The organism is Nigerium massiliense, from assembly GCF_000826085.1.
GTDB classification, from domain to species: Bacteria; Actinomycetota; Actinomycetes; order Propionibacteriales; family Propionibacteriaceae; genus Propioniciclava; species Propioniciclava massiliense.
This window is the reverse complement of the sequence record NZ_CCYM01000002.1, coordinates 650,505-668,194: the sequence shown is the minus strand read 5'-3', so window position 1 is coordinate 668,194 and position 17,690 is coordinate 650,505. Positions and strand designations below refer to the sequence as shown.

Annotated in this window: 15 protein-coding genes; 8 read left to right on the top strand and 7 right to left on the bottom strand. The window is 69.5% G+C overall.

What is annotated here, in order from left to right:
- Window positions 1-1,089 (bottom strand): three-Cys-motif partner protein TcmP, encoded by a 1,089-nt coding sequence (locus tag BN1187_RS04530; protein WP_040159118.1) that lies wholly within the window; start codon window positions 1,087-1,089, stop codon window positions 1-3.
- Window positions 1,090-1,230: 141 nt separating this feature from the next.
- Here BN1187_RS04530 and BN1187_RS04525 point away from each other — a divergent pair, with 141 nt between their 5' ends.
- Window positions 1,231-1,416, top strand: coding sequence for a hypothetical protein (locus tag BN1187_RS04525; protein ID WP_040159116.1), 186 nt, complete (start codon window positions 1,231-1,233; stop codon window positions 1,414-1,416).
- Window positions 1,417-1,532: 116 nt separating this feature from the next.
- Here BN1187_RS04525 and BN1187_RS04520 read toward each other — a convergent pair whose 3' ends face one another.
- Window positions 1,533-2,858 (bottom strand): M20/M25/M40 family metallo-hydrolase, encoded by a 1,326-nt coding sequence (locus BN1187_RS04520; protein ID WP_040159115.1) that lies wholly within the window; start codon window positions 2,856-2,858, stop codon window positions 1,533-1,535.
- Window positions 2,859-2,979: 121 nt separating this feature from the next.
- Between BN1187_RS04520 and BN1187_RS04515 the strand changes: the two genes are divergently transcribed.
- From BN1187_RS04515 to BN1187_RS04485, 7 genes are all read left to right on the top strand, one after another.
- A complete protein-coding gene (locus tag BN1187_RS04515) occupies window positions 2,980-4,764 on the top strand; it encodes an ABC transporter substrate-binding protein (RefSeq protein WP_040159113.1) in 1,785 nt (594 codons plus the stop codon).
- A 3-nt stretch (window positions 4,765-4,767) separates the two neighbouring features.
- Entirely contained in the window at window positions 4,768-5,802 is a 1,035-nt protein-coding gene (locus BN1187_RS04510) for an ABC transporter permease (RefSeq protein WP_040159110.1), read from the top strand.
- Window positions 5,802-6,686, top strand: coding sequence for an ABC transporter permease (locus BN1187_RS04505; protein WP_040159108.1), 885 nt, complete (start codon window positions 5,802-5,804; stop codon window positions 6,684-6,686). The genes BN1187_RS04510 and BN1187_RS04505 overlap by 1 nt, the downstream gene beginning before the upstream one ends.
- The gene (locus tag BN1187_RS04500; RefSeq protein ID WP_052462280.1) at window positions 6,686-8,353 is read left to right on the top strand and encodes an ABC transporter ATP-binding protein; all 1,668 of its coding nucleotides are present in this window, start codon (window positions 6,686-6,688) and stop codon (window positions 8,351-8,353) included. The genes BN1187_RS04505 and BN1187_RS04500 overlap by 1 nt, the downstream gene beginning before the upstream one ends.
- Window positions 8,350-9,285 (top strand): S66 peptidase family protein, encoded by a 936-nt coding sequence (locus BN1187_RS04495; RefSeq protein WP_040159107.1) that lies wholly within the window; start codon window positions 8,350-8,352, stop codon window positions 9,283-9,285. Before BN1187_RS04500 ends, BN1187_RS04495 begins: the two co-directional genes overlap by 4 nt.
- A gap of 19 nt (window positions 9,286-9,304) precedes the next feature.
- Window positions 9,305-9,760, top strand: coding sequence for an SRPBCC family protein (locus BN1187_RS04490; protein WP_040159106.1), 456 nt, complete (start codon window positions 9,305-9,307; stop codon window positions 9,758-9,760).
- 208 nt (window positions 9,761-9,968) lie between these two features.
- Window positions 9,969-11,669, top strand: coding sequence for a choline/carnitine O-acyltransferase (locus BN1187_RS04485; protein WP_052462279.1), 1,701 nt, complete (start codon window positions 9,969-9,971; stop codon window positions 11,667-11,669).
- Here BN1187_RS04485 and BN1187_RS04480 read toward each other — a convergent pair.
- The 5 genes from BN1187_RS04480 to BN1187_RS04460 all read right to left on the bottom strand — a co-directional run bounded on the left by BN1187_RS04480 (window position 11,666) and on the right by BN1187_RS04460 (window position 17,630).
- Window positions 11,666-13,483 carry an ABC transporter ATP-binding protein gene (locus tag BN1187_RS04480; RefSeq protein WP_052462278.1) on the bottom strand — a complete coding sequence of 606 codons (1,818 nt, stop codon included), beginning with the start codon at window positions 13,481-13,483 and terminating at the stop codon, window positions 11,666-11,668. The genes BN1187_RS04485 and BN1187_RS04480 overlap by 4 nt on opposite strands.
- Window positions 13,480-14,295 (bottom strand): ABC transporter permease, encoded by an 816-nt coding sequence (locus BN1187_RS04475; protein ID WP_040159105.1) that lies wholly within the window; start codon window positions 14,293-14,295, stop codon window positions 13,480-13,482. The genes BN1187_RS04480 and BN1187_RS04475 overlap by 4 nt, the downstream gene beginning before the upstream one ends.
- Window positions 14,292-15,350, bottom strand: coding sequence for an ABC transporter permease (locus tag BN1187_RS04470; protein WP_082034494.1), 1,059 nt, complete (start codon window positions 15,348-15,350; stop codon window positions 14,292-14,294). Before BN1187_RS04470 ends, BN1187_RS04475 begins: the two co-directional genes overlap by 4 nt.
- Complete coding sequence (locus BN1187_RS04465) at window positions 15,347-16,939, bottom strand: ABC transporter substrate-binding protein (RefSeq protein ID WP_218184564.1); 1,593 nt, start codon at window positions 16,937-16,939, stop codon at window positions 15,347-15,349. The genes BN1187_RS04470 and BN1187_RS04465 overlap by 4 nt, the downstream gene beginning before the upstream one ends.
- 178 nt (window positions 16,940-17,117) lie before the next feature.
- Window positions 17,118-17,630 (bottom strand): SixA phosphatase family protein, encoded by a 513-nt coding sequence (locus tag BN1187_RS04460; RefSeq protein ID WP_052462277.1) that lies wholly within the window; start codon window positions 17,628-17,630, stop codon window positions 17,118-17,120.
- Between the last annotated feature and the right edge of the window lie 60 nt (window positions 17,631-17,690).

Here is a 17,690-nt window from a genome sequence, read left to right as displayed (position 1 = left end):
CTAGCGCGAAAGGAAGGTAACGGTGCAGCCCCCCGGGTAAGTTCCCCGGCGACTACGACCGACGGCACTGACAAGTTGGTCGTCCTCCATCGGCTTCAGGGTCGCCCGCTTGACGTGCCCGGAGTGGTATGGGGTCTCGGCAACGACCCAGTCGATGACCTCCTGGATTGGGACCGACATTCCGGAAAACTTGTGGAGCAGGGCGTCCCGCAGCGGTCGTGTGTCGGCGGCATCACCGAAGAGCACTTCCTGACCGGCGAGGCGATCGCTGAACGAGTACCCGCCGCGAGGATCGATCTTCCACATGACCTGCTTCATCTTGTCCAGCCCCGTGAGCGATCTGGTAGCAAACACCAGGTAGTGACCGAGAATGCCCATCCGGTTGCGCATGGCGAAGGACTGGACGTGATTGAACTTCGCCACCTTGCCAAGCTGCCGTTCGAACAAGCGAATCAGGAACTCACCCCTGTCTGGTGTCCCGGCAGGCGGCGCCTTCTTGAAGTCCTCACACGCGAACAGCGCCTCGAAATGACCATCAACGTTGCCAGCGGTAGCGAATCGCTGGGCGCTGTTGAAGTCGAAGTAGCAGAACAATTCGCACCGATCAGCTGCGAGCAAGTCTGCCAAGTCCTGCAGTTCGAGTCCTTTGTAGCCGAAGGGGTCGATGAAGGCGAAAGTTGGCGCGAGGCTCTGGCCATGGCTCGCGAGTCGCTTAGCCAGCACCGCGAAATCCTCGTTGCTGGGACGGACCCGCACGTTCGACGGCCATGGCGAACGACTAGCCTGGAACGACTTGAGGTTCGCCTCCAGACAGCGATACCGGTCAGGGTCGTTCTCGTTGAAAACGAAGACGAACTCGCACTGGCCGAGAGTGGCGAAGTACGAGTGGTCGATGAGTGCGCTGAGAGCGATGATCGGTGACCCTGGCTCCCCACCGTCATAGTTACCTGGCCCGGCGAACCCGTCGAGGAACACGACCCTCCCTCCCGTCGATCCGAGGATCGGAAACCAAGCACCCAAGTACTTCTTGAGGAGGGCATGCTTGGCGGCCGTGTGGGGTTCCAATAGCCAGACAGTTTCTTTCGGCACGACCCAATCCTCACAGAAACGAGCCTGCACTCGCGGCACCGCCCCGACCGAGCTCCCAAATGCCCACCCAGTGAACCCCAACCGGAGTGCTCGCTGCGGCAAGAGCGTGTGTGCGCTTGCACCCCTCAGACAGTCGTCCCCATGCACTTCACCCGCGACGAACTCGTTTGGATCAACAGCGCTCTCAACGAGGTTCTGAACGGCCCGGAAGCCATCGAGGATTGGGAGTTTCACACGCGCATGGGTGGTGATCGGGATGAGGTTGAGGCGCTGCTCCGCAGAGTGCACGACGAGCTGGACTCCTTGAAGTTGGCGGATGCTGAGTAATCGCGGATACGTCCGCACTTCGGCATGACAGGACGCTTACGACCCTCTCGTGGCCGATCGGTTGCGAGTGCGAGCTCGACAAGACGAACGCGGGACCCGGGCTTCGAGGACCGGGTTCACACGCGCTCAAGGAAATCCCGCAGAACCCGCTGGCCCCAGCGCAGCGATTCCAGCGGCACCCGTTCGTCGACACCGTGCACGCCGGCGAAGCGGCGGCCGTCCGGGTCGGGGCCGAGCGGGGTGAAGCCGTAGGTCGCCATGCCGAGCTTCGCGAACGCCTTCGCGTCGGTGCCCCCGCCCATGCAGTTCGGGAACGGGACCCCCTCGGGGTCCGCGGCCCTGACCGCGGCGCACAACGCGTCGTACCACGGGCCGCCCACGGGCGAGGAAACCGGGTCCTGTCGCGAGCTGTACTCCCATTCCACCTTGTCACCGATGAGTTCGGCCAGCATCGCGTCGGTCTCGTCGACGGCTCCTGGCGGGCACCGGACGTCCACCTCGGCCGTCGCCACCCCGGGGACCACGTTCACCTTGCTGCCGGCGGACAGCATCGTGGGGGTGCTGGAGACCCTGGTGGTGAAGCGCAGCGGGCCGGCGTCCTCGCCGAGGGCGTCCACGAGCGCGGCAATGCTGGCCTCGTCGTCGAGGTCGACCTCGTACCCGAGGGGGTCCGCCAGGGCGACGAGCTGCGCGGCCACCACGTCCGAGAGCCGCAGCGGCCAGTCGTGGTGGGTGAGCCGGTGCAGCGCGTCGAGGAGGCGGCGCACCGCATCGTCCCCGCTCGGACGCGACGCGTGCCCGGAGGCCCCACGCGCGGTCAGCCGCACGTGCATGGTCCCGCGTTCGGCGCACGAGATCGGGTAGAGCCGCACGATCGAGCCGTCCGCGGCCCTCATCGGGGTGCAGACCCCGCCGTCCTCGCCGACCGCCGCCGCGCAGCCGGCGAACAGTTCGGGGTGCTCGGCGACGAGCCACTCGGCGCCCCACTGCCCGGCGTCCTCCTCGTCGGCGACGAACGCGAACACCAGGTCGCGCCGCGGGCCGGCGTCCTCGCGCGCCCACTGCAGCAGCGTGGCGAGCATCGACGAGCACATGTCCTTCATGTCGGCGGCGCCGCGGCCGTAGACGTAGCCGTCCCGGACCACCCCGCCGAACGGGTCGACGCTCCATTCGTCCGCCTCGACCGGGACGACATCCAGGTGGCCCTGGACGACCAGCCCCTCCAGCTCGCTGTCGCGTCCGGGCAGCCGCAGCACGACGTTGGCGCGGTCGGGGGAATCGGGCCGGTGCCACAGCTGGGGTTCGTAGCCCGCGTCGCGCAACAGCCCCGCGATGAACTCGGCGCACGGCGTCTCACCGCGGGAGCGACCGCCGCCGAAATTCTGGGTGTCGTACCTGATCAGAGAGCTAAGGAGATTGACCACGTCGGGCTCGGCGCTCATGGAGAAGAACCCTGCCAGACACGGCCGATTAGCTGTGGCAACGGTGGGTGGTGTGTCACAGTACTGCCACCCATCGCACCTGGAGGTCTTCATGCCTGGCACCCCGCGACGACGTCGTCGTTTGACTGCCCTGCTCGCCGCGATCGTGATCGGCCTCGTGCCGGTCCTCGCCGCGACCCCCGCGCGGGCCGAGGACGCCGCCGTCCTCAAGCTCGCTGCCATCGCCGAGATTGATTCCTTCAACCCCTTCACCACCTACCTCGCCACCCCGATCAACATCAACCGAATGCAGTTCGAGTCCCTCGTCGAGGCCGGCAAGGACAACGAACCGGTCGGCGGCTTCGCAGAGAAGTGGGAAACCAGCCCCGACGGTAGGACCTGGACGTTCACCATCCCCGACGGCCGCAAGTGGTCGGACGGCCAGCCCGCCACCGCCGATGACGCCGCCTACACGCTCACCTCGATCATGACCAACGAGAAGCTCGCCTCCGCGAACGGCTCCCTGGTCTCGAACTTCGCCTCCGTCCAGGCGAAGGACCCCAAGACGCTCGTCATCAACATGAAGGCGCCGCAGGCCGGCAACCCGGGCCTGGAGATCCCGATCGTGCCCAAGCACATCTGGGAGAAGCAGGCCGACCCGTCCACCTACCTCGACGAGATCACCGAGCCGGTCGTCGGCTCCGGGCCGTTCCAGGTCACCAAGTACGTCAAGGAGCAGTCGGTCGAACTCAAGGCCAACCCGAACTTCTGGCGCGGGCCGGCGAAGATCGGCGGGATCAACTGGGTCTACTACAAGAACATCGACGCCGCGGTGCAGGGCCTCAAGGCCGGCGAGATCGACCTCGTCTCCGGCCTGACGGTCGCGCAGTTCAACGCGCTGAAGAACGACCCGAACATCGCCACCTCCAACGGCGCAGGTCGCCGCTACCAGGGCCTGGCCGCCAACCCCGGCATGACATCGATCAAGAACGAGCCGATGGGCGACGGCAACCCCGTCCTGAAGGACCCGGTCGTCCGCCAGGCGATCTTCATGGCCGTCGACCGCAACACGATCGTCGATCGCGTCCTCGGCGGCTACGCGAAGCCGGGCATCACCGAGGTGCCGACCGTCTACAAGGACTACTTCGGCCTGCCGGCCGGGGCGCAGGAGCGTCCGTTCGACATCGCTGCGGCCAACAAGCTGCTGGACGACGCCGGCTACACCAAGGGCTCCGACGGCATCCGCATCGACAAGGCCACGAACAAGCCGATCCGGCTGCGGCTCATGGGTCGCAACACCGTGCCGGAGCACTCCCAGATGGCCGACTACGTCAAGCCGTGGCTCAAGCAGATCGGCGTCGACGTCACCGTCCAGATGGTCGCGGGCTCCAAGGTCAGCGAGGATTCCGCGGTCGGCAAGTACGACCTGTACTTCACCGGCTGGGGCATCGGGCCCGACCCCGACTTCCAGCTGTCGATCAACCAGTGCGCCTCGCGTCCGAACAAGGACGGCACGGGCATGACCTCGGAGAACGGGATCTGCGACCCCGAGTTCGACAAGCTCTACCAGCAGCAGCACGCCGAACTCGATCCCGCCAAGCGGGCCGACCTGGTCAAGCAGGCCTACCAGCGCATCTACGATTCCAGCGTCCTGGACGTGCTCTACTACGCCGACCAGCTCGAGGCCTACCGCAAGGACCGCTGGAACGACTTCCAGCGCCAGCCCAGCAACGGTGGCCCCATCTCGGCGCAGAACTCGTACTGGGGTCTCTACAGCGCGTCCCCGATCGGCTCGAGTTCCGGCAACGTCGGCAACACCGGGCTGTCGACGGGCGCCATCGCCGGCATCGTGATCGCCGCCGTGGTCGTGATCGGCGGCGCCGTGTTCCTTCTCCGTCGTCGTCGCAGCACCGACGACCGGGAGTGAGGCATGTCTGACGCCGTCCCGAGCGCCCTGGCTCCCCACGAGGCGGTAACCCCCAGCGACGAGCCGATCCGTGGCGCGTCCCTGGGGCGCTACCTCGCGACCAAGGCCCTCGGGGCGGCGATCAGCCTCTTGATGGTGGTCGTGCTGGGCTTCTTCGCCTTCCGCATCCTGCCCGGCGACCCCGTGCTCAGCATGACCCGAGGACGCATGGTCACCCCCGAGGAGATCGCGCGGCTGCGGCGGGAGTTCGGTCTCGACCAGCCGCTCGTCGTGCAATTCGGCCGCTACCTGGCCGACCTGACCAGGGGCGACCTCGGGACGTCCTTCTTCTACAACGCCCCCGTCAGCCGGCTCATCGCCGAGCGGGCGGGTTCGACCCTGCTGCTCACCGGCACCGCCGCGGTCATCTCGATCGTCCTCGGCCTGTGGTTGGGCCAGCGCGCGGCCTGGAAGCGCAACTCCGGTTTCGACAAGGCGACCACCGGTCTTGCTCTGGTGTTCTGGTCGGTGCCGACCTTCTGGCTCGGCCTGCTGCTGCTGATGGCGTTCGGCGGACCGTTGCCCACCGGCGGCATGATCACGCCCGGCCTGAACGCCACGGGTTTCGCCTACGTCGTGGACGTCGCCCGGCACCTGGTGCTGCCCGTGGCCGCCATGGTCGCGGTGACGTACGCCCAGTACCTGATGACGATGCGGTCGTCCATGTTGGAGGAGATGACCGCCGACTACCTGACCACCGCGCGCGCCAAGGGCCTCAACGAGGACGGCGTCCGCACGAAGCACGCCGTCCCGAACGCCCTGCTGCCCACCGTGACGATCATCTTCATGACGCTGGGCCACCTCATCGGCGGCGCGATCACCGTCGAGACCGTGTTCAGCTGGCCCGGCCTCGGCTATCTGACCTACCAGGCGCTGAGCGCGCCCGACCTGCCCCTACTTCAGGGCACGTTCGTCGTCTTCTCCTCGATCGTGGTGATCATGAACTTCCTCGCCGACCTCGTCTACCGGGTGCTCGACCCCCGACTGAAGGCCGCCTGATGGCCGAGTCAGCGGTCGCCCAACGCCGGCGGGAGCGGGCGACGGAGAGTTGGCGGGAGTTCGCGTCCAATCGGGGCGGCCTGATCGGGCTGATCCTGCTGGTGATCGTGGTCGCGCTGGCGCTGCTCGCGCCGGTGCTCGTCCCGCTGTCGACCCTGGACGTCACCCAGGTCACCGCGATGCCCAACGAGCCGCCGAGCGGCCAGCATCTGCTCGGCACCGACCCGTTCGGACGCGACGTGCTCGGCACCCTGCTGTGGGGCTCGCGCATCTCGCTGCTGGTCGGCTTCACCGCGACGCTGATGTCGATGACGATCGGCACGACCGTGGGCATGCTCGCCGGCCACTTCGGCGGCTGGGTGCAGCAGGTGCTGCTGCGGGTCATCGACTTCTTCATCGTCATCCCGAGCCTGGTGCTGGCGATCACCCTCTCGACGGTGCTGGAGCGCGGCGTGTGGACGATCATCATCGCGATCGGCGTCACGTCGTGGGCCGGCACCGCCCGCATCGTCCGTAGCCAGACCCTCACGATCGAGTCGCGCCCCTACGTCGAGCGAGCAACCGCGCTCGGCGCCGGGGACGGGCACCTGCTGTGGTGGCACGTGCTGCCGTCGGTGATGCCGCTGGTGCTGGCCAACACGACGCTGGCCGTGGGCTCGGCGATCATCTCCGAGTCGACGCTGTCGTTCCTCGGCCTCGGCGACCCGACGGTCTTCTCGTGGGGGTCGATGTTGAAATCGGCGCTCGACACCGGGTCGGCGACCGCCGGCTTCTGGTGGTTCGTCCTGCCGCCCGGTGTCGCGATCGTCCTGGTGGTGCTGTGCTTCACGCTCGTCGGCCGGGCGCTCGAGGCTGTCGTGAACCCGGCGCTGAGGGGGCGTTGATGGAACTCGAATGGCGCGACGTGTCGATCGCCTACCGCATCCGGGACAACGACGGTCCGCGCAGCCTCCAGGCCGTCGACCACGTCACGCTGAAGATCCCCTCGGGCGGGACGGTCGGGATCGCCGGCGAATCGGGCTGCGGCAAGTCGACGCTGGCCATGTCGGTCCTGCGGCTGCTGCCCAAGACGTCCACGATCACCGGCGACATCCTGCTCGACGGCCAGGACGTCTCCTCGATGAGCTTCGGACAGCTGCGCGCCGTCCGCTGGACCGAGGCGTCCATCGTGTTCCAGGGCGCCATGAACTCGCTCAACCCGGTCCGCAAGATTCGCTGGCAGATCGCCGAGGCGCTGGAGCTGCACAGCAAGGGGTCCTGGAAGGACGAGAAGGGGCGGAACGCCCGCGTCGACGAGTTGCTCACGCTGGTCGACCTGCCCGTGAGCAAGGCCGAGTCGTACCCCCACGAGCTGTCCGGGGGCCAGAAGCAGCGCGTGATGATCGCGATGGCGATGGCCTGCGACCCCGACGTCATCGTCGCCGACGAGCCCACGACCGCGCTGGACGTCATCGTGCAGGCCCAGGTGCTGGACGTCCTGACCGCCCTCGTCCGCGAGCGCAACCTCACCCTCGTGATGATCAGCCACGACCTGTCGGTCCTGGCCAGCACGTGCGAGCGGCTCGTCGTCATGAGCGAGGGCCGCATCATCGAGGAGGGGCCGTCCGCGCAGGTGATGGGCAACCCCCAGCACGAGCACACCAAGGAGCTCGCCGCCGCGTTCCCCACCATCGGCGACCCGAGCAGCCGGCTGCGCGTCGGGCGGGCCGGCGTCACGTCCAAGCCGAGCGAGCCGGACGCCGACGGGCGCGCCGCCCGGCTGGAGGTGCGCGACGTCACCGTCGACTTCTCGACCCGCGGGTCCAAGGTGCGCGCGGTCGACCACGTGTCGCTGTCGTGCGCCCCCGGCGAGATCGTCGCGCTCGTCGGCCAGTCGGGCTCGGGCAAGACGACGCTGGCCCGCACGATCCTCGGGTTGCAGCAGCCGACGTCCGGCGAGGTCTTCGTCGACGGCAAACCGCTGCCGCGACGGCGCAAGGCGCTGCGCGACTACCGCCGCCGCGTCCAGTTCGTGCCGCAGGATCCGGCGGCGTCGCTCAACCCCAAGCTCACCGTCTACGAGGCGATCGCGGAGGGGCTGCGCATCCATCGCGTCCCCGACGACGAGCGCGAGCGCGTCGCCGAGGCGCTGCGGCAGGCCGAACTGGAGCCGCCGGAGCGGTTCTTCGGCTCCATCCCGCAGGAACTGTCGGGCGGCCAGCGGCAGCGCGTCGTCATCGCGGGAGCGCTGGCGCTGCGTCCGGAGTACCTGATCGCCGACGAGCCCGTGGCTTCCCTGGACGCCTCGGTGCGCGGCGAGGTGCTGGCGTTGCTGCTCACGCTGAAGAACACCCTGGGGCTCGGCGCGCTCGTCATCACCCACGACCTCGGGCTGGCGTGGAACATCGCCGACCGGGTCCTGGTGATGCACCAGGGGCGCATCGTCGAGTCGGGCCCCGTCGAGCAGGTGCTGCTCGACCCGCAGCACGACTACACCAAGACGCTCCTGCGCGTCGTCCCGGCCGGCGTGACCCGGGACGTGAACCGCGGCGCGAGTCGGGCGGACGGATGAGGCACCTCGTCCAGGCGCTCGGCCCCCTCGCCCCGGGAGACAGGGTCGCGCTGCTCAGTGCCTCCGGGCCGCCCAGCGGGCGGCAGCTGGACCGCGCCGAAGAACTGATCCGGGACTGGGGGCTGGTGCCGGTTCGCTACCCGAGCGCGACGGCGCGGCACCCGCTGCACGACTACCTGGCCGGCAGCGACGCCCAACGGGCCCGCGACGTCGAGGACGCCTGGTGCGACCCGAGCATCAACGCGGTGTTCTGCGTGCGCGGCGGCTACGGCAGCGTCCGCGTCCTCGACCTGTTGGACGCCGACCGCATGCGAGCGGCGACCCCCAAGCCGCTGTTCGGAAGCTCGGACGTCACCGCCCTGCACGAGTGGCTGCGCGAGCAGATCGGCGTCTGCACGTGGCACACGCCGATGATCGCCACCGGCGACCTGCTCGACGACCCGGTCGCGATCGTCAACCTTCGCCAGGCTGTGTTCGAGCCCTGGGAGGGCCGCCGCTACGTCCGTCCGGGCGCCGAGGTGTGGGTGCCGGGCACGGCAGCCGGACGCCTCATCGGCGGCAACCTGTCGCTCTTGGCGATGACGACGGGCGCGCGGGGGCGTCCTGCCCTGGACAACTCGGGCTGCCTGGCGCTCATCGAGGACGTCACCGAGGACACCTACAAGTTCGACGGCTACTTCCAGACGCTGCTGCGCTCCGGCTGGTTCGACGGGCTCGCCGGCATCGTGCTGGGCAGCTGGCGCGACTGCCGTCCGGACGAGGTGCGCGCGCTCGCCGGGGAACTGCTGATCCCGCTGGGGGTCCCCCTCGTCTGGGAGTTCGGCTTCGGTCACGATCGCGAATCGATGTGCCTGCCGCTCGGGGTGAATGCCTTGCTCAGCGCGGAAGAACCGGAGCCGTCACTGACGCTCGAGGGTGGTGTGCAGGGCTGAGGTGCGGCAGGGTGGAGGAATGACTGATGACAAGAAGATCGTTGTTTCTCGTTTGATCGACGCCCCGGCGAAGGACATCTTCGACGTGCTGACCCTGCCGCAGCGGCACCGCGAGTTCGACGCCAGCGGCACGATCGAGTCCGACGACAAGACGCAGCGCATCCAGGCCGTCGGCGACGTGTTCACGATGAACATGCACCGCGAGCCGAAGGGCGACTACAAGACCGACAACCACGTCAACGCCTTGATCGAGAACAAGGTCGTCGGCTGGGCCACCGCCCCCGAGGGCCAGGAGCCTCCCGGCTGGACGTGGCTGTACGAGCTGGACGCCCAGGGCCCCGGCTCCACCGAGGTGACGCTGACCTACGACTGGTCGAACGTCGACTCCGACTTCCAGCGCAAGGAGAGCTTCCCGGCCTTCAAGGCTGACGATCTGGAGCAGTCGCTGAACCTGCTGGCCGCGGCCGTCGCCTGAGCCTGGTCCCGCTCCGGACGGCCCCGCCCGTCCGGAGCGGATCTCTGTCCGCGGACGAACAGAGGGGCGGATGGCGCTGGTTGGCCGTCCGCCCCGGATCTCCCGAGCCTGGTCGCCGGCGACTCGTCTGCCGGCCCCGGCCACAAGACGGTGATCGCGACCGAACTCGGGTGTTGTCAGGATGCCTGCTCGGTGCTGGGATTCCCCTGTGGACCCCGTCGTCGGCAAGCACCTGCCCGTCCCGCCGCTGGACCAGACGCTGCAGGGATTCCTGACCGCCGTCCGGCCGCTGCTGGACGAGAAGCAGTTCGCCGCCACCTCCGAGGCCGTGGCGCGGTTCGCCACCGGGGACGGGCCGGTCTGTCAGGACGCCCTCCTCGCCTTCGCCGACAGCGAGGACGCCGAGGGTCGCAGCTGGCTCTCGGACGCGTGGCTCGCCACCTACCTCGCCGGCCGGACGCCGCTGCCGCTGACCAGCAACGTCGGCTTCGCCCTCGACCTGGGCGACATCCCGCCGGGGGTGGCCGGCGCCGCGGGGGCGCTGCGGCGCATCGCGGACGTCCACCTCGGCTACCTGCGCGGCGACATCACCGTCGACCTCGGTCCGCGCGGCCCCCTGTGCCTGCAGCAGTGGGACTGCCTGGCCGGCGGCCTGCGGCACCCCGAGCCCGACGTCGACGTGTACCGCTGGGGGCCCTCCGACGCGGCCGACCGCGAGATCGGGGTCTTGCGCGACGGCGCCTACCACGCCGTCCGCATCAGCGACTCCGAGGGCCGCGTCCTGTCGGCCGACACGCTACGGGCCGCGCTGGAGCAGGTGATGGCCGCGAGGCCCGACCAGCTCTTCACGCTGCCCAGCTACCTCGGCAGCGCGGCGGCGTCCGGCTACCTGGGCCGGCTGCTGCGCGACCCCGCCAACGCGCGGCTCTACCAGCGGCTGACGGACGCCGTCTTCGTGCTCAACCTCACCACCACGACGTCCGCCGGCGACGAGGAGTTGCGCGACGTCACGTTCGCCCCCGGCCGCGCCTGGGCGTACAAGCCGATCACCTACCAACTCGACCCGAGCGACGGCAGCGCGGCGATGCACGTCGAGCACAGCATCGTGGACGGTTCCACGCTGAAGGCCGTCGTCGCCCGCATCCAGCGGGCGGAACCGGCCGAGTCCTCGGACGTCGAGGCGGCCGTGGAGCGCCTCGCCTGGCGGCTGGAGGACGACCTCGCCGAGCGGCTGCGCGCCGACGAGCGCGACTATCGCGCCACCGCCGCCCGCTACCAGGTCCGGACGGTGCAGGTGCCGATGGCGCTGCCCACCGACCTGCCGTTCAAGCTCAGCCAGGACGCCTGCCAGCAGTTCGTCATGCTCTACGCCCAGCTCGCCACCTACGGCCGCGTGCGCTCGACCTACGAGGCCGTCGACATGCGCGACTACCAGGCCGGTCGCACCGAATGCCTGCGCCCCAACAGCCCCCAAGCGGTCGGCCTCGCCCGGGCGCTGATCGACGGCCGGGCCCGGCCCGAGCAGCTCAACGCGGCCCTGGACGAGCACCGCGCACGCGTCCGGGTCACCAAGTCGGGCCAGGGCAGCGAGCGGCACCTCTTCGGTCTGCGGTTCATCGCCGAGCGGCTCGGACGACGCCCCGACCTGTTCGTCGATCCGGGCTTCGCCGCGCTGACGTCCGACCTGCTGTCGACGACCTCGGTGGGCGACCAGCACCAGCTGAAGCGCTACGCGTTCGCGCCGACGATCCCGGAAGGGATCGGCATCGCCTACAACGTGATTCCCGGCGGCTACGAGTTCTGCCTCAGCTACCACGCCGACCGGGTCGAGCGCCTGGACGACTTCGTCACCGCGCTCGCCGACGGCGCGGACGCCCTGGGCGCCCTGATCGCGCGGGCAGCGCGTTAGGCGCTGCGCTCCACCCGGTCGAGGGTCGGGGTGTGGGCCAGCAGGTCCTGGGTGTAGTCGTCTTGCGGATGATCGAGGACGTCGCCGACGAGCCCGCGCTCGACGAGGTGTCCATGCTGGAGCACCAGCACCCGGTCGGCGATCGAACGCACGAGCGCCAGGTCGTGGGTGACGAACACCATCGAGATGCCGCGCTCGGCCTTGATGCGGTTGAGCAGTTCGGTGATCGACCCCTGAATGGAGACGTCCAGCGCCGAGGTGATCTCGTCGCAGATCAAGATGCTCGGGTCGGCCGCCAGCGCCCGGGCGATCGCGACGCGCTGCCGCTCGCCGCCCGAGAGCCGGTTCGTCCGCAGCGAGAGCACGCCCTCGCCGAGTTGGACGGCGTCCAGCAGCTCGGCGGCCCGCTCGCGGGCGGCCTTGCCTGACGCCACGCCGAACAACTCGAGCGGCCGGACGAGGATCTGCCCGACGGTGCGGCGCGGGTTCAGCGACAGGTACGGGTTCTGGAAGATGTACTGCACGTGCTGGCGCTGCTCGGCGGTGCGTCGCCGCGCCTTCTTGGCGAGTTCGTCCCCGCCGAACCGGATCGAGCCCTCCCACTCGTCGTGCAGCCCGCCGAGGCAGCGCGAGATCGTGGTCTTCCCGGAGCCGGACTCGCCGACGAGCGCCACGACCTCCTGCCGGGCGAGGTCGAACGACACGTCGTGGACGACGTGGCTGCGGCCGTAGAACACGTCGAGGTTCGCCACCTCGAGGATGATGTCTTGGCGCTGGTCGGCGGTGGTATCCGCGCCGACCCGCTCGGTCGGGTCCCACGGCTTGATCTCGTGGAGCCGGATGCACTTGGCGGCGTGCCCGGGCTCCGTCTCGACGGCCGGCGGCTCTTCCTGCACGCAGGCGTCCACCGCGAACGGGCAGCGGTCGTGGAACCGGCAGCCGCTCGGGCGGTTGCCCGGCGCCGGCGTCCGCCCCGGGATGCCGGTGAGGGAGAAAGCCTCGTGCAGGTGCGGGATCGCGTTGAGCAGCGCCCGCGTGTAGGGATGCTGCGGGCGGGTGAACATCTGCTTGGCCGTCCCGAGCTCGATGAGCTGGCCGGCGTACATGACGGCGACCCGGTCGGCGATGGACGCGACGACGGCCAGGTCGTGGGTCACGTAGAGGGCGGCCACGTCGAACCGCTCGCACAGGGAGTCCAGGGTCGACAGCACCATCGACTGCGTGGTGACGTCGAGCCCGGTCGTCGGCTCGTCCAGCACCAGCACCTTCGGCCGCGGCAGGAACACCATGGCGAGCGCGACGCGCTGCACCTGGCCGCCCGAGAGCTGGTGCGGGTACCGGCGCAGGAACTCGTCGTCGTTCGGCAGGCCGACCTCGTCGAGGATGTGCCGGATGCCTTCGTCCCGCTCGGCCGGCGTGCCCATGTCGTGCAGGTCGAGCAGCTCGCGCAGTTGGCGTCCGATGCGGATCGCCGGGTTCAGGGCCGAGCTCGGATCCTGCGGGACGTAGCCGATCTCGATGCCGCGGATCGAGCGCACCTCGGCGGGGCTGAGCGAGCGGACGTCGTGCCCGGCGACCAGGATCTCGCCGCCGGTGATCTCGGCGCCGGTGCGGGCGTAACCGAGCAGGGCGGTGCCCGTCGTCGTCTTGCCGGAGCCGGACTCGCCGACCAGGCCGACGATCTCGCCGGGGTGCAGCACGAGGTCGACGCCGTCGACGACGTCCACGCCGCGCGCGGGCAGCGAGACCTGCATCCCGTGGACGGTCGCGATGGGCGCGCCGTCGTGGAGGGCGGTGGTGCGTTCGGTGCTCATGCGGCCCCCTTGGCGGCGCGTTCGCCCAGGCCGTCGGCGATCAGGTTCGTGCCGATCGTGAACAAGGCGATGATGATGACGGGCGCCAGGACGCCCCAGGGCTGCACCAGCAGGGCCAGCCGGTTCTCGTTGGTCATCTGGCCCCAATCTGCGGCGCCGGGGTCGGTCGCGAAGCCGAGGAAGCCGATGCCGGCGACCATGCCGATGGAGTAGGTCAGACGCAGGCCCGCCTCGGCGAGCAGCGGGACGACGAGGTTCGGGCCGAGCTCGGCCAGCAGGATGCGCCAGCGCGGCTCGCCGATCGCCTCCGCGGCGGTGACGAAGTCGCGGGTGACGTAGGTGAGCGCGACGCCGCGGGCCATCCGGGCGACGCGTGGGGCGTGCGAGATACCGACGATCAGCACGATCATCCACCAGGTCGGTTGGTCGACCGAGCTCAGCACCAGCAGCGCGATGAGGATCTGCGGGAACGCCAGTAACACGTCGTTCAGGCGCATGACGATCTCGTCGAGCCAACCGCCCACGTAGGCGGCGAGCACACCGAGCAGGACGCCGATCGCGACGCCGAGCAGGGTGGCGAGCAGCGCGATCACGAGCACCGAGCGGCCGCCGTAGAGCACACGGCTCCAGACGTCCTGCCCGATGTAGTCGGTGCCGAGGAACGAGCCCTCGTTGGTGTAGGGGCGGCCGACGATCTCGTACTCGCCGTGCGGCGCGACGAACGGGCCGAACACCGCCAGGGCGATGATGAGCACGGTGAGCAGGCCGCCGATGAGGATCTTCGGGTCCCGGAGCAGGGAGCGGAGGTTCATGCCGCCATCCCCGTCCTCGCGCGCGGCGTCAGCAGGATCGACAAGATGTCCGCGACCAGGTTCACCAGCACGTAGACGCCGGCGATGATCATCGCCAGGGCCTGCACGACGGGGAAGTCGGAGTTGCGGACGGCGTCGACGAGCGTGGCGCCGATGCCGGGGTAGTTGAACAGGTATTCGATGAGGACGACGCCGCCGACCAGCCAGGCCAGCTGCAGCGCCGTCACCTGGATCGCGGGCACGAGGGTGTTGGGCAGCGCGTGCCGCAGCAGCACCCGCCGCTCGGGGATGCCCTTGAGGCGGGCCAGCTCGACGTAATCCGAACCGAGGCTCTCCAGCAGGTTCGAGCGCAGGATGCGGACGAGGTAAGGCGTCACCGAGATCACCAGCGTCGCCATGGGCAGGATCAGCGATGCCGGCCGGTCCCACGGGGCCGAGCCAGGCGGCAGCACCGCGACGGCGGGCAGCAGGTGGAACACGCTGGTGGAGAACAGCGCGACCAACAGGATGCCGGTGACGAACTCGGGCACCCCGGCCAGCGCCAGCGTGATGCCCTGGATGACATTGTCGAGGACGCCGCCGGGCCGGCGTGCCGAGAGCAGCGCGAGCACCAGCGTCAGCGGGATCATCACGAGCGCCACGACGAGCACGAGGAACGCGCTGTTCACGACCCGGTCGCCGATGAGCTCGGCGACGGGCAGGTTGCTCGTCACGGACGTCCCGAGGTTGCCGCTCAGCAGGTCGCCGAGCCAGATGAAGTAGCGCTCGACGAGCGGCTTGTCGAGGTGCAGCGCGTCCCGGATCAGCTGGACGCGGGCGGGGCTGACCGCGAAGTCCTTGCCCAGGATCGCGCGGACCGGGTCGCCCAGGGCAGACGTGGCCCAGAACACGATCACGGAGACCAGCCAGAGGGTGAGGACGGCCAGGCCGAGGCGACGGGCGACCCACAGGCCCCACGCCTTGCCCGGGCTGCGCCGGGTGCGGGCCTCGACCGCGTCGGGGTGCCGCCGGGCCTCTCCGACCGCCGAGGTGGCGAGGTTGGACGGTTCGGTCATCGGGTCTCCACCGGCTTGGCGTGGTTGAAGTGGAAGGACGCCATCGGCAGCTCGCGGTACGGCTTGAGACCGGTGACGAACTGGCTGACGGCGTCCACCTGGTTCTTGAAGCCCCAGATGATGAGGCCCCCCTCGTTGTGCTCGATCTCCTGGGCCTCCTGCAGGTACCGCCGCCGCCGGGCCTCGTCCGTGGTGGAGCGGGCGGCGTCGATCAACTGGGTGAACCGGGGATGCTCGAAGTGCGTCTCGTTGTAGGGGGCGGTCTTCACCGCGCAGGCGACGGCCTGCGGGATGTACAGGCGCGTGTACCAGAAGTCCTGGGCGAACGGCCACGTCAAGTACTGGTCGCCGTAGAAGATGCTGCCGTCCACCTTGTTGACGCGCACCTTCACGCCGGCCTTCGCGGCCTGCTGGACGATGAGGTTGGCCGACTCGACGGCGCCCGCGCCGATGCCGGACGAGGTGACGAGCTCGACCTGGAGGTCGGAGTGCCCCGCCTGACGGAGCAGCGCCTTGGCGTGCTCGGGGTCGTACTCGTGCTGGGGGAGCTGGTCACCGATGTAGTCGGGGTCGAACGGGGAGTAGACGTCGTTGGCGACCCGGCCGAAGCCGTTGAGCGCCTGGTCGATCATCTGCTTGCGGTCGACGAGCATGCGCATCGCCTGGCGGACGCGAACGTCGTTGAACGGGGCGGTGTCGACCCGCATGGTGAACGGCACCCAGCCGCCTGTCTCGGACACCAGGGTGCGTGCGCCCTGCCGCTCGATGGAGCCGGCGAGGTAGGCGGGCAGGCTGTCGACCGTCTGCAGCTGGCCGGCCAGAAGCGCGTTGACCTTTGCGGCATCGTCGGCGAAGTCGAGGATGACCAGCTCGTCGTAGGACGCCTGGACGTCCCAGTAGCCGTCGAACCTGCTGAACACCGAGCGCTGGCCCGGGACGAACTTCTCGAACTTCCACGGGCCGGTGCCGACGGGCTTGTTGAGGTTGAAGTCGGTGGGGATGATGCCGAGCGAGTACGCCGCGACCACCCGGTCCATGATCGTGTACGGCTCCTTGAGCACCAGCTTGTAGGTGCGGGCGTCCAGCGCCTTGCAGGCGGACAGGTCGGCGATGGGCGCCACGTCGGACAGGTAGGCCGCCGGGTTCTTCGGGTCGAGCATGCGCTCGAAGCTGAACTTCACGTCCTCGCCGGTCACGGGGCGCCCGTTGTGGAAGGTGACCCCCTGCCGCAGCCGGAACGTCCACTCGGTGCCGTCGGCGTTCATCTCCGCCGATTCCGCCAGGCCGGGTTCGACCTCGTAGGCCGCGTTGAACCGCATCAGCGGCTCGTACAGCTGCGTGCACCGGGCGATGTCGGGGAAGGTCACGGGGAAGTGGGGATCGACCGTGTCCTTCAGGCCGCCGCCGGTGGCGCCGTGGATCAGCTGGCTGGTCACCGCATCCGACGAGGGAGCGGTCGAGCAGCCCGCCAGCGACAGGGCCGAGGCGCCGCCCAGCGCGGCGCCCAAGCCGAGGACGCGGCGTCTGCTCAGGGTCGACGCTGGCCTTCGCGCGCCGGGGGTCGATGATGCTGCGACATCGTTGGGCATGGGGGATCCCCCTCTCGTCTTCGGGCAAGAGTAGGGGCTGAGACCGCGATGGCTAGGGATGGAGCAAAATCCTTCCGGCTGGCGACGGTGGCAAAGGGGCCCTGACTTGTGCGGAAAGTCCCCTCAGGTCGGCTGTTTGCACGATAGTGCCTATTGCTTCAGATTGATGAGCATTCATTCAGAAACGCTCGGGAGAGCGCATCCCGGACAGCTGGGCGCTCCCGGAGCCAAGCTCGTTCCAGGGGGTCGTGAGGGTCAGGCGGGCGAGTGTCGCGGTCGGGAAACCGCGGTCCAACTGGGCGAGCGCGGCGGGGTCGCCGCGGCGTCCGACCAGCCAGGACGCGAGCGACGGCACCCCCGGCGCGTGCCCCAGCAGCAGGACGGACCGCGCGTCGTCGTCGACCCCGGCGAGCTCGTCGCGCAGATCGCTCGTGGACGCCTCGTACAGCGCGGGGGTGATCTCGACCCGCCCGGCGGTCACCCCGGCGTCCTGGAGCGCGGACCACGTGCGGCGGGTGCGCAGGGCGGCCGAGCAGAGGACGACGTCGAGGTGTCCGATGCTCTCGGAAAGCCAGGCGCCGACGAGGCGGGCGTCGGCGAGGCCCGCCTCGGTGAGGTCGCGATCGGCGTCCGAGCCGAGGGACGGGGCCGCCTCGGCGTGGCGCATGAGCAGAAGGGTGCGCGTCGTCACGGCACCAGCATGGCAAAACCCCGCCGGCTCGAAGCGGCGGGTGCCGGCGCGGGCGGCGTC